The following is a 12,310-nucleotide window of genomic DNA, read 5'->3' on the forward strand; positions in this document are numbered from 1 at the left end:
CTCTACCTCGATGCAGATTGAAATGAACGGGGACACTCCTGCCCGCCCAATCCTTGGAGCGCATCATGAGGCCACCGGATGCCTCGACTAGATCACAGGTTGCTGCAACGCCGCAATACACGGTTGCAGGCGCAACCAAAGCGCCGGCAAACGCTTTGCCGGCGCGGGGTTCCTCAGCCGCAGCGGACGCCGCTGACCACGTCCTTTGCGTCCACTTCGATGTTCAGGCGGTCGCCCAGGAACTCCATCGTGGTGACGTCATTGGGGTGCAGCACGCGCAGCTGCTTGGCCGCGGCATCTTCCTGGGCCTGCTTGCCGAGCGTTTCGGTATAGGGCTGTCCGACCAGGCTCTGCACCTGGCTGGCGTCACAGTTGCCGACCGGCGGTGCTTCGGTGGCCTTGCCGGCTTCGTCGGCCGGGGCCTTGGCGGCTTCGGCGGCCTGCTGTGCGTGGGCGGTGGCCGAATCCTGCTCATCCAGCGACGGCGCCTGGCAGGCGGTCAGGGCCAGCACGGCCGGCAGCAGCAGGGCGGAGAGGGAACGGGCGCGGATCGGGAACGACATCATGACTCCGGAATGGAAGGGACGGTGAAAGGCCGAGCATAGCGGCGAACCCGCCCTCACGTGTTTGTCTTGCGTTATTGACGTGGCCACGCCGCGCCGATCGGCAGACTGCAGGCATGCCAGCAACCTCCACACCCGAACGCACCGCCGCGCGCGCCGCCGGTCTGCGCTACGTCGATGACACCCAGCCTGGTTTCAGCCGCGTCCGCGCCGGTAAAGGCTTCTCCTATCGCGATGCCGATGGGCACGCCGTGCGCGATGCCGCCACGCTGCAGCGCATCCGTTCGCTGGCCGTGCCCCCGGCCTACACCGCCGTGTGGATCTGCGCGCATGCCAACGGCCATCTGCAGGCGACCGGCCGCGACGCACGGGGGCGAAAGCAGTACCGCTACCACCCCGATTGGGCGGCCGTTCGCGATGCGGGCAAGTTCGACCGCACCATCGCCTTCGGGGAAGGGTTGCCGAGCCTGCGCCGGCGGCTCAGCCGCGACCTCAAGCGCAGTGGCTTCCCCCGTGAGAAGGTACTCGCGGTGGTGGTGGCGCTGCTGGCCGACACGCTGGTGCGGGTGGGCAACGAGACCTATGCCAAGGAAAACAAATCCTACGGCCTGACCACCCTGCGTAACCGGCACCTGGACCTGTTGCGGGGCGGCCGCGTGCGGATGCGTTTCCGGGGCAAATCAGGACAACTGCATGAGGTGACAGTGGGCGACCGCAAGCTCGGCGCTCTGGTGCGCGGCGTGCAGCAGCTGCCGGGGCAGGCGCTGTTCCAGTACCGCGACGACGAGGGTGTCGTGCAGCCGGTGGATTCAGGAGCGGTGAACGACTACCTGCGCGAAGTGATGGGCGAAGACTTCACCGCCAAGGACTTCCGTACCTGGGGCGGAACGCTGGCGGCCGTGCAGACCTTCGCCGCCACCGAGCTGCCAGAACCGGCCAGCCAGCGCGCGCTGGCCAAGGCGCAACGCGAGGTGGTGTGCCAAGTGGCTGCGCGGCTGGGCAATACGCCAGCGGTATGCCGCAAGGCCTACATCGATCCGTGCGTGTTTGCCGGTTGGGAAAGGGGCGAGCTGACTGCACTGGCGGGCCTGCGCGGCCCGCGGCAGTGGGAGCAGGCGACATTGAAGGTCCTGCGCCGCGCGCGCCGCTTGGCCAAGCGCGCCGGCGCGTCGTAACGGTCAGCCGCAGTAGATGGCAGTGATGTTGTTGGTGCGGCCCTTCTCGATGGTGAGTCGTTCACCGCCTTCGCTGGCGGGCGGCACACGCGGACCGTCGTGACGCAGCACCTGCACGTGCAGGCTGTCGCTGTCGACGCGGGCGCGCTCGACGGTCGCATCCGATGCCGCCAGGCCCACCGCGCCGCGCACCATATCGGAATGGCACTGGCCGGAAATCACGCCATCGATGGGCTGGATCTGGGCGACGGGGCTGCTGCTGCAGGCGGCGAGGGCGAAGCAGACGGCGGCGGTGGCAATGACATGTTTCATGGGGGGCGTTCCTCGTGTTGTGGCCTGCAGGGTGCGACGACACGCGTGGTGGCGGAATGAATGCCGTGCACGCGATGGACACAACGCGCTCACTGCCGCCAACAGCCTGCGTGGAGACACTGCACGAGCGGCGCACGCCGCCCCCGGTACTGCGGCGCACGCGCCCCGGTAGTGCCGGCCGCTGGCCGGCAACCCCCATCCTCCCGAGGAGACCTGCATGGCCACCACCAAGAAGACCCCCGCCCGCCGCAAGGCATCGCCGAAGGTACGCAAAGGCACCCAGGCAGCGCCCGCCGCCGCCGAAGCCACCACGGCCGAGCGCCCGCGCGTGGTGAAGACCGCCACCCGCAAGGCCGCCGCTTCCGATCCGCGCGCGGCGCGTGTCGCAGCACGGCAGCGGCGCCTGCAGGACCAGGAAAAGGCGAAGGATGTACGCGTAGCGAAGAAGGCGGCAAAAAAGAAGACCGCCACCCAGGCCGGACCGCGCCATCAGCCGGAGAAGATGCCGGCGCAGCATCTGGCCAAGCCCGGCCATGAGCACGCACTGGAACTGGCGCCGCGCTTCCTCGCGCCGGATTACGTCGGCAGCGGCAAGCTGCAAGGGATGCGAGCCATCGTCACCGGTGGTGATTCCGGCATCGGCCGTGCGGTGGCGGTACTGTTCGCCCGCGAAGGCGCCGACGTTGCCGTGCTGCATCTGGACGAAGCCAAGGACGCCGAGTTGACGCGTCAGCACGTGGAAAAAGAGGGCGGCCGCTGCGTGGTGATCGCCGGCGACGTGCGCGACCCGCGCTTCTGCAACAAGGCAGTGAAACAGGTGGCCAAGGCGTTTGGTGGCATCGACATCCTGGTCAACAACGCGGCGTTCCAGCTGCACTGCGAGCGCCTGGAAGACCTGGAAGACGCGCACCTGCAGGAAACCCTGCAGACCAACATCGGCGGTTACATCCAGATGGCACGCGCAGTGCTGCCACACCTGGGCGAGGGCGCCAGCATCATCAACACCGGCTCGGAAACCGGCCTGTTCGGCAGCAAGGCACTGATCGATTACTCGGCTACCAAGGGCGCGATCCATGCGTTCACCAAGGCGCTGGCCAGCCAGTTGCTGCCGCGCGGCATCCGGGTCAACTGTGTGGCGCCGGGGCCGGTGTGGACGCCGTTGAACCCGGCCGACAAGCAGGCGAAGGATGTGGCCGAGTTCGGCAAGGACAGTGACATGGGCCGGCCGGCACAGCCCGAAGAACTGTCGCCGGCCTATGTGTTCCTGGCCTCGCCGGCCTGCGCCAGCTACATCAGCGGGGTGATCCTGCCGGTGATGGGCGGGCCGCGCGGCTAGCGCGCGGCGGCAACGCCCTTGGGCGCGGCAGTGTAGAAGCCGGCGATGCGCGGTATGAACTGCTGCGGATTGGCGCCGACCAGATTGGTCAGCACGACAACGGCGAGTTCGCGCTCGGGATAGACGATGAAGGCTGAGCGCGCACCGCCCATGCCACCCACCTGCAGATCGGGTGCGGTGTTGAACACCGGCCAGCCTGCGGCCCAGTCACCGGCGCTGCCGTCGTTGAGGCGCTCGGCCGTCCACATCTGCTGCACCGCGCGCTGCTCCAGCAGGCGTCCCTCCTGCAATGCAGCCAACCAGCGCGCGGTGTCATCGGCCGTGGTGAGGATGCCGCCGCCGGCCCACAGGCTGGGCGGCATGTCGTAGAACCAGTGCGACAGGCGCGGCGTTGCATCCTTTGCATCGGTGGCGCGTGGCAGGTAGCTGTACATCGTCGCCACATCCGGGATCAGGTCGTAGCTGTCGCCAAAGGTGGTGCGTGCCATGCGCGCGGTGGAGAACTGGCCGGTGGCCAGGAAGCGTTCGTAGGGCATGCCGGATTGCCGCGCGATGATCCGCGCCAGCAGCAGGTAGTTGGTCTGGTTGTACTGGAAACGCTCGCCGGCCCTGGCCTCTGCCGGCAGCGCGCGGACCGCCTGCCATGCGTCCTGTTCCGAACCCCCACCCAGCAATCCCTCTGCATCGAGGATGTCGGGCAGGCCGGAGGTGTGGGCGAGCAGCTGGCGCACCCGCACTGCCCGCCAGCTTTCGGGCAGGTCGTCGAGATAGCGCGCGATGGGCGCGTCCAGATCCACTCGCCCGTCCTGTGCCAGCTGCGCCAGAGCGACGCCGGTGAAGGATTTGGTGGCCGAGTTGAGCGGGAACCGGGTGCTGCGGGTGGCGACCACGCCGTTCTCGACGTTGGCCAGCCCATAGGTTTCCGACAGCACCACCTGGCCATCCTTGACCACCGCGATCTGCAGGCCCGGGATGCGCTGTTCCTGCATGGTCTGGCGGATGAAACGACGGGTCTGGTCGTTGGCCTGGTCCTGGTTGGCGGAGACGGCGGCGAAGGGCAGCAGGCTGATGATCATGAGCAGGGTTCGTAGCGTCTGGCGAGGCATGCGGGTTCCCGGAGGGCGGAAAGATCGGCGGCGATGACGGCTGCCGCAGGCGACAGGCCATGGGTCGGATGCGCGCCCGGCGTAAAAGGTTTAAGCCGGCTGCGCGCCCTACCGTTCGTCGGCCCAGGACTTCCGGGGGGTTGACTACAGGTGTCGTCATGGCAACAGTAGCGACACGTGTAGTCAAGGGAGTGTTGTCATGCGTGGCAAGACCATCGGGGACCAGGAACTGGCCCTGCTGCAGTATGTGGATGAGCAGGCACCGGCCAGCGTCGGCGAGGTCGCCAGCGGCTATGGCGAACCGCGCGGACTGGCCCGGTCCACGGTGTTGACGATGATGGAGCGCCTGCGCGCCAAGGGTTACCTGCAGCGCGGGCAGCAGCAGGGTGTCTACCGTTACCAGCCCACCCGTGGCCCGGAGAGCGTGCTGCAGGGCGCCGTTGCCCAGTTCGTCGACAACACGCTGCAGGGCTCGGTGTCGCCATTCGTGGCGTACCTGTCGCAGCGGCAGAAGGTCAGCGACAACGAACTGGCCGAACTGGAAGCGCTGGTGGCCGAACTGCAATCGCGTCGCCAGGAGGACTGAGCCATGGATACCTCGATGTTGATTCCGATGCTGGAACGGCTGGGCTGGACGAGCCTGCAGACCGTGCTGCTGGTGGCGCTGGTGTACCTGCTGTGCCGCGCGCTGCCGGCACTGTCGGCGGCCACCCGTTGCCGGTTGTGGTGGCTGGTGTCGCTGCAGGCGGTGGTCGGTCTGTTGTGGAGCCAACCGCTGCAGCTGGCCTGGTTGCCCGCACCCGATGCGGTGGCCATGACGACCGTGGATCTTGCGGCGGACGCGATATATACGATGGCACCGGAGGCATCGGCGCACCTGCTGGCGAACACGCCGATGGGTGATGTCGGCAGCACCCCGGTGGCCTGGTGGGCAGTGGCCCTGGCCGCGCTGTGGATGTCCGGTGTACTGCTGATGGCGTTGCGGACCTTCGGCGAATGGCGCCGTTGCCGTGCGCTGCTGGCGGCGTCGTATCCGTGCGAGGACCAGGCGCTGGTGCAGGCGCTGCAGCTGGCCTCGGATGCGCACGGCCTGCGCCGCGCGCCGCGCCTGTGGATGAGCGACCAGGTGGACGCACCGCAGCTGGTCGGGCCGTTCCGTCCGGTGCTGCTGCTGCCGGCGGGAATGAACGCGCTGCAGGGCGATGCGCTGGACCTGGCGCTGACCCACGAGCTGCAACACCTGCAGCGTCGTGACCTGCAGTGGGGGCTGCTGCCTGCCTTGGCCCAGCACCTGTTCTTCTTCCATCCGCTGCTGCGCCTGGCCGTGCGCGAATACGCCCAGGCCCGCGAGGAAGCCGTGGATGCGGCGGTGGTCGGCCAGCACGGTGCCAGCCGCCATGCCTATGGCCGGTTGCTGCTGCAGCTGGGTGTGGCGCCGCAGCCACACCTCGGCGTGGCCAGCGCAGCGCCCAGCACCACCAGCCTCAAGCGCCGCCTGCTGTCGCTGCAGTCGCATCGGGCGTGCCCACGCCTGCTGGCCGTCGGCTTGACGCTGGTTGTATTGGCCGTGGGTGTGGCGCCGATGCGGCTGGTGGCCGCGCCGGTCCCGCCTGCACCGCCGGCACCGCCGCGCGCTGTGCCAGCGCCGCCGTCGCCGCCCGCAGCACCCCCGGCACCGGCAGCGCCGCCTGCCGCAGCGGTACCGGCAGAGCCGGCCGACTGGGTCGAGCCGGCAGAACCCGCCGAGCCTGAGGAACCTGCCGACGTCAATGAAGACGAGGAGCAGGACGCAGGCACCCATGCGCACTCGCAGACCACCATCGTCACCCATGGCCAGCTGGATCTGGGTACGCCGCCACAGCAGGCCTTCGTCCTCGTCGATCACGGCCAGGCGTTCGCCAATGCCGGCATGGACGATGTGATGCAGGCGCGCAGCCGGCTTGGTGACGGCCCCGCCCTGTGGTTCCGCCAGGGCGACAAGCGCTACGTCGTGCGCGATCCGATGCTGATCCAGTCGTTGCAGCGTGCCTATGCCGGCGCCGTCGACCTGAGCCGCCAGCAGAGTGAACTGGGGCGCCAGCAGAGTGTGCTGGGTCGTCAGCAGGGCCAGCTCGGCCGCGAGCAGGGCGAGCTGGGCAGGCTGCAGGGCGAAGAGGCGCGTGAGATCGCCCTCGCCGCCGCACGGGCTGCACGCAGTGCGATCAACGATCGCGACATCAATCGCGAAGCGGCAGCCGAAGCGGCGTGGGCTACACGCGGCGCGGTGGATGATGCGGCGATTGCACGCAAGGCTGCGGCCGAAGCACAGCGCGCATCACAGGTTGCCCGCAGCCAGGCGCTGCAGTCCGAGCGTAGCCGCGAGATGAGCCGACTCGCCAGCCAGCAGGCCGCGCTGGGAAGCCAGCAGGCGGCACTGGGCAGTCAACAGGCCGCGTTGGGTGAGCGTCAGGCACGGCTGCAGGCACAGGCAGCGAAGCAGGCAGAGCAGGTCATCGCGCGTGCGCTGGCCAGTGGCAAGGCCGAGCGGCTCTGACAGAGCGGAGCGCCGGGCCATGCCCGGCGCCCGCAGCGGCGCGTATGCGAATGGAATCCGCCGGGCAGGGCCCGGCGCTACCCCATCAGCCGCAGCTGGCGCGCTCGATACGGTTCTGTGCGTCCACCTGCACGGTCACCCGGTCCTGGCGGAAGTCCATGGTCACCGCCATCCCCGGTTTGACCACGCGTGCGTTGCGCGCGCCACTGTCGGCCACCAGCTTCTTGATCGTCGCTTCGTCGGCGGTCTTGCCGGTGAATGCGTCCAGCGCCTCGGGGCGGCACTCCTGCGGACCATCGGACACCTTGGCCGGCAGGCTGCCGGCATCGGCGGAGGCGTTGCCACCGGCATGGCTGCAGGCGGCCAGCGGCAGGATGGCCGCAAGCAGCAACAGGGGGGATCGACGCATGGCAGTACTCCTGGGTGGTGTTCAGTAGCGGCAGTGTCGCCGAGCCCTGTGTCAGTGATGTCAACGCGGCCTGGATCCGCCCTCTCCGTTCATCCGCTTACCAGCGCCAGGGTCTCCCGTTCGCGCTGCTCTTCCCGCACCAACCGCTGCAGCAGCAGGGCCAGGGTCACCACGTCCTGGTGGTTGTGGTCGGCCACCCGGCGCAGATTCACCGCATCACCGCCACGCAGGTAACGCAGCCATGCGGCGGGGGCTTCCGAGCCGGGCAGGTCATCTTCGCGCACCACGCGCAGCAGTTGCCGCTCGATGGTGGACAGCTTGCAGTTCTCCCACGTACCGCGGTAACGGCGGCGAGTGGGATACAGCAGGTCGACATGGTCCAGCGCGGTGATGGGATCGGCCTGGCGGGCCAGCCGATAGCGCGTCTTCAGCAGAGGGGCGTCGTAGCTGCGGCCGTTGTAGCTGCAGAACACGGTATGCGGCTGCAGCCAGCTGGCGAAAGCGGCCAGCATCTCCTCCTCGGCAGCCATCGTCGACATCAGCAGCTGGCGGATGCGCAGGCCTTCGCCACGCTGCGGGCACACATGCCAGTCGGCGGCGCCGATCATGAAGGCGCGGGTGCCGGTGCCGCCGGCCAGGCCGGTGGTCTCGGTATCGAAGAACAGCAGGTCGCGCGCAGCCACGTGCTCACCCTCGCGCTTGGCGAAGGCCAGCGACAGCGGCATGGCGGGAATCGGCTGCGGCAGCAGTGACTCGATCAGGAACAGGCCGGGCGCAATCTCGTTGCCGGGCAGTTGGCGATCCTGCGCGCTGGCGCGTGCCGGCGCAGGGCCACCCCGCGAGCGCATGCCGAGCAGGCGATGCAGGCTGCCGACCTCGGGCCGTCGCAGTGTTGCCGGCGCAGGCGTGGTGGTGGCGGTGCCGGTCGGCTTGTGGCGGATCTCCTGTTCCACCCAGGCAAACACCGAACGCTCGGCCGGTGGCTGCCGCGCATCGTTGGCGGCCATCAGTGCCGGCGGCGTCTGCTGCGTCGGCGCGGCAGGCGTGGCTGCTTTCGGGTCACCCGCCTGCTTCCGCAGCAGGCGCAGCTTGTCCAGGCTCAGGCTCACGGAGCGATCAGCTCCATCGGGTCGCGCGTGCTCACCACCACATCGGCCACATGCTGGCAGGCCTGCGCATCGAACAGGTCGAGCACGCGCAGCGCCAGAGCACGCGGCGATGTTTCATCCTGTTCCTGCGCGGCCAGCACCGGGCCGACGCAGGCGGGGCAACCCGCCTTGCAGTCGCAGCGCTGCACCAGTTCGCGCGCGCGCTGCACCAGCTCGGCCTGGCGCTGCCACAGCGGCTCGCTCAGACCGACACCACCGGGGAAGTTGTCGTACAGGTATACGGTCGGCACGAATTCCTGCAGCAGTTCCACCGCGCCAAGCTCGCCATCGCTGCCCCGCAGCTGGCCGCGCCCGCTCTGGTCGGCAATTGCGATCCAGGTGCCATCGCCGTTGCCCACCGACTTCTGCAGGTCGCGCGCATCGGCCATCACCGCCACCGTGGCAACGATGTGCAGCGCATAGGCGGCGCCAAGGAAACCATCCAGCGCATCCTGCTTGCTGGCGAAGGCGCGCAGCAGCAGCGCCTGTGGCAGCTGCCACCACACCGCAGTGGTGTGCAGTTCCTGGTCGGGCAGGTTGACCGGGCCGTAGCCGATGTTCTCGTGAGTGTAGTAGCGGATCTTCTTGTAACCGGCCACGCGGCGCACCACGTGCACTTCGCCATGGTGCGAATCACCACGGCCAGCCACGCCGCCATCGAAACGGTCCAGCACTTTGAGCTTGGTGAAGTCGATGCTGTCGGTGTAGTAGTCCACGTGGGTGCGGGTGACATAGGCCTTGCGGCCTTCCCAGTCCAGCGTTTCCACCTGGTAGGGCGTGGACTGCACCATGTGGATGGCGCCCTCGTACAGGGTCAGCGCGGCAGCGGAGTAGTCCACCTCGGCGATGATCTGCTGGCGGCCATCGCTGCGGTCGACGACGACGAAGTTGCCATCGGCCACGGCGCGCAGGCTGACTGCGTTGGCCGGATAGCTGTCGGCGATCCACTCCCAGCGTTCGCCTTCGCGGTGGATCACTTCGGTTTCGGCCAGTGCTTCAAGGAACACCTCCGGATCGATCGGGCCGAAGCCATCGCCGACCCGGAACGGCAGTTCGAACGCCGCGCAGCGGATGTGATCGAACAGGATCAACGGCTGGTCGGGCGCGATGCGTGCGTGTTCCGGCGACGCCTCGGCGAAGAAGTCCGGATGGCGCACCACGTACTGGTCCAGCGGCTGCGAACTGGCCACCATCACTCCGAGTGCTGGCTGCTGGCGGCGTCCGGCGCGGCCGAAGCGTTGCCAGGTGGCAGCCACGCTGCCGGGATAACCGTTGAGGATCACCACGTCCAGGCTGCCGATATCCACGCCCAGTTCCAGCGCCGAGGTGCTGACGATGCCGTCGATGTTGCCCGCCCGCATCGCACGCTCGGTCTCGCGGCGCTCGGTGGGCAGGTAACCGCCGCGGTAGGCGCGGATGCGTGGTGGCTTGCGTGGGTCGTGGTCGAAGATGTCCTTCAGGTACTTGGTCAGCACCTCCACCATCAGCCGGGTCTGCGCGAACACCAGCGTCTTCAGGCCGGACTTGATCGCGATGCGGGCGATGCGGTTGCTCTGCGAGCGCGCCGAGGCACGCAGGCCCAGGTCGGGGTTGATCACCGGTGGGTTCCACAGCAGCACCTGCTTCGGCCCGCTGGGTGCACCGGATTCGGTGATGGCGGTGACCGGTGCCTCGATCAGCGCCTCGGCATGCGCCTGCGGGTTGCCGATGGTGGCCGAGCACAGGATGAACTGCGGTTGCACCCCGTAGAACGCGCAGATGCGCTTGAGCCGGCGCAGCACGTTGGTGACATGGCTGCCGAACACGCCGCGATAGGTGTGCACTTCGTCGATGACGATGTAGCGCAGGTTCTCGAAGAACTGCGCCCACTTGGTGTGATGCGGCAGGATCGCCTGGTGCAGCATGTCCGGGTTGGAGACCACGATGTCGCCATGCAGACGGATCGCCTGCCGCGCGTCACCCGGGGTGTCGCCGTCGAAGGTGAAGGCCTTCACCCCGAGGTCGCCGGCGCGGTTGAGCTCCAGCAGTTCGGCCACCTGGTCCTGGGCCAGTGCCTTGGTCGGGAACAGGTACAGCGCCTTGGCCTTGTCCTGCATGGCGGCGCTGACCACCGGCAGGGTGTAGCACAGCGACTTGCCGCTGGCAGTGGGGGTGACGATGGCCACGTGCTCGCCACGCTGGCTGGCCTCCCAGGCCTCTGCCTGGTGGCTGTAGAGCTGTTCGATGCCACGTGCCTTCAGTGCTGCAGCCAGGGCGGGTGGCACGGAATCGGGAATCGGCGCGTAGCGGCCTTCGCGGCCGGGAATGGCGAAGCTGCCGGTGATGCGGTCCTGGTAGCGGCGCTGCAGGCGTGCACTGAGCAGTGCGCCATCGCGTGCGGGCAGGCCATCACGGGTGGCGAGCTGCTGCTCCGCATCGGCGGTGCGCTTGGCGAGTTCGTAGGCCATGGGAAGTCGATTTTCAGGGGTTCACATGGCAACACAGATGGATCTCAGCATGTGAGACGCCGCGACGGGATGGCGTGAATCATTCAGTGCCGGGGGCCGGGCGCGCCTTGAGCGCCGCGCCAAGTGCGGCAGTGCGGCCGACGGACCGACGAACACACACGACGAGCATCAGCACGTGCCAGCCCGCCGCCAACAGCGCGAACAGCTGCCAATGGAATACGCCCGGCCAGCCCAGGTCCGGCCGCTGCGGCAGGGGCAACCAGATGACGCCGAGCACTTGTAAAAGCAGCAGCAGGCCGAGCCAGGCCAGGTGCCAGAACCCCCCGCTGGCCGGGTAGCGCAGCCGGTCGCTGGCCAGGCACCATCCTGGTCCCGCGGCCAGCACCTTGCCATCACAGGCGCGTACATCCAGGCGCATCGAGCGCCCCGTGGAAAATCCCGCGACGTTCACCCACTCCCATGGAAGCTGCACGCGCAGGTCCTTGCCCAGCAGCCACGCCTGCGATGTCTGTCCGTTCCGCTGGTACGCGCGCAGGCGCCCCTGCACCTGCAGCACGCACTGTGCCGTCGCAGGGCCACTGCGGCGCGGTCGACCCAGCCAGAAACCCAGGCCGGCAATGGCGAGCAGGGGCACTCCTGACAGGTAGCTGACATCACGCGGCAGGGGCAGGCAGAGCAGGCCGGACGCATCGGCAGCGGCCCATAGCGCCAGTACCGCGATCAACAGCGCGGACGGGCGCAATCCGGGTCCGCGTCGCATCGCGACTTCTTCCGGTGTCTCCAGACGCTCGCCCCGGATCCGGCTGGCGGCTGCAACCGGTCGCATTGCGGCCACATGGAATCCATTGAGACGCACCACAACGGCCCAGCGTTCGCCCAGCACCACTTCGGCGTCATTGTCCGCGGCAAGGTGTGGGCATGCCTGCCGCGGCAGCAGCACGGGAATGCCACCCAGCAGGCCGTCGCAGACCGGGTAGTGGCGGCTGACGGAGCCTGCGGTGAACTTTCCGCGCAGTACCTGCACCTGGTCGTCATGGATGCAGCCGGTCAGTGCGCGCACCGTTGCCAGCGCCGCGTGTTCATCGGCATCCAGCGTTCGCAGTGCGCTGCTCCGGCGCAGCGAGGCCAATCCGGTGCGGACGCGGGACGTCCATTCGGCAACGGCGGCAACGATCATCGCCAGCAGCAATGCGAGTACGACCAGCAGCGCAGCGCGGGACATCAGCGGCCGAACCGCTGCAGCGACGTGGAGGTGGAGGGCGGTGCCATGGTCGACAGCGG

General features: G+C 68.4%; 11 protein-coding genes. 4 read left to right on the plus strand and 7 right to left on the minus strand.

The genetic code is table 11. From position 1 onward, the window contains the following. Nucleotides 1–173: 173 nt before the first annotated feature. A complete protein-coding gene (locus AC07UW_RS11910; protein ID WP_223497403.1) occupies nucleotides 174–563 on the minus strand; it encodes an I78 family peptidase inhibitor in 390 nt (129 codons plus the stop codon). Nucleotides 564–679: 116 nt separating this feature from the next. Between AC07UW_RS11910 and AC07UW_RS11915 the strand changes: the two genes are divergently transcribed. Further along, a complete protein-coding gene (locus tag AC07UW_RS11915) occupies nucleotides 680–1,738 on the plus strand; it encodes a DNA topoisomerase IB (RefSeq protein ID WP_495212119.1) in 1,059 nt (352 codons plus the stop codon). Nucleotides 1,739–1,741: 3 nt separating this feature from the next. Here the strand turns inward: AC07UW_RS11915 and AC07UW_RS11920 are convergent, their stop codons facing one another. Further along, the gene (locus AC07UW_RS11920; RefSeq protein WP_223497405.1) at nucleotides 1,742–2,050 is read right to left on the minus strand and encodes a putative periplasmic lipoprotein; all 309 of its coding nucleotides are present in this window, start codon (nucleotides 2,048–2,050) and stop codon (nucleotides 1,742–1,744) included. A gap of 217 nt (nucleotides 2,051–2,267) precedes the next feature. Between AC07UW_RS11920 and AC07UW_RS11925 the strand changes: the two genes are divergently transcribed. Next, nucleotides 2,268–3,386 (plus strand): SDR family oxidoreductase, encoded by a 1,119-nt coding sequence (locus AC07UW_RS11925; protein ID WP_495212120.1) that lies wholly within the window; start codon nucleotides 2,268–2,270, stop codon nucleotides 3,384–3,386. Here the strand turns inward: AC07UW_RS11925 and AC07UW_RS11930 are convergent. After that, the gene (locus tag AC07UW_RS11930; RefSeq protein ID WP_495212121.1) at nucleotides 3,383–4,462 is read right to left on the minus strand and encodes a serine hydrolase domain-containing protein; all 1,080 of its coding nucleotides are present in this window, start codon (nucleotides 4,460–4,462) and stop codon (nucleotides 3,383–3,385) included. The genes AC07UW_RS11925 and AC07UW_RS11930 overlap by 4 nt on opposite strands. Nucleotides 4,463–4,691: 229 nt before the next feature. Between AC07UW_RS11930 and AC07UW_RS11935 the strand changes: the two genes are divergently transcribed. Both AC07UW_RS11935 and AC07UW_RS11940 read left to right on the plus strand, forming a co-directional pair. After that, nucleotides 4,692–5,078, plus strand: a complete 387-nt coding sequence (locus AC07UW_RS11935; protein ID WP_495212122.1) for a BlaI/MecI/CopY family transcriptional regulator — start codon at nucleotides 4,692–4,694, stop codon at nucleotides 5,076–5,078. Between the two features lie 3 nt (nucleotides 5,079–5,081). Then, nucleotides 5,082–7,025 (plus strand): M56 family metallopeptidase, encoded by a 1,944-nt coding sequence (locus AC07UW_RS11940; protein WP_495212123.1) that lies wholly within the window; start codon nucleotides 5,082–5,084, stop codon nucleotides 7,023–7,025. 85 nt (nucleotides 7,026–7,110) lie between these two features. Here AC07UW_RS11940 and AC07UW_RS11945 read toward each other — a convergent pair whose 3' ends face one another. From AC07UW_RS11945 to AC07UW_RS11960, 4 genes are all read right to left on the minus strand, one after another. After that, the gene (locus AC07UW_RS11945) at nucleotides 7,111–7,434 is read right to left on the minus strand and encodes an I78 family peptidase inhibitor (RefSeq protein WP_025876032.1); all 324 of its coding nucleotides are present in this window, start codon (nucleotides 7,432–7,434) and stop codon (nucleotides 7,111–7,113) included. 89 nt (nucleotides 7,435–7,523) lie between these two features. Further along, on the minus strand, nucleotides 7,524–8,543 hold the full coding sequence (locus AC07UW_RS11950; protein ID WP_223497409.1) for a ribonuclease H-like domain-containing protein: 1,020 nt from the start codon (nucleotides 8,541–8,543) through the stop codon (nucleotides 7,524–7,526). Further along, on the minus strand, nucleotides 8,540–11,029 hold the full coding sequence (locus AC07UW_RS11955; RefSeq protein ID WP_495212124.1) for a DEAD/DEAH box helicase: 2,490 nt from the start codon (nucleotides 11,027–11,029) through the stop codon (nucleotides 8,540–8,542). Before AC07UW_RS11955 ends, AC07UW_RS11950 begins: the two co-directional genes overlap by 4 nt. A gap of 79 nt (nucleotides 11,030–11,108) precedes the next feature. Further along, nucleotides 11,109–12,251, minus strand: coding sequence for a hypothetical protein (locus tag AC07UW_RS11960; RefSeq protein ID WP_495212125.1), 1,143 nt, complete (start codon nucleotides 12,249–12,251; stop codon nucleotides 11,109–11,111). Between the last annotated feature and the right edge of the window lie 59 nt (nucleotides 12,252–12,310).

Source organism: Stenotrophomonas sp. GW821-FHT02D01, assembly GCF_059421765.1.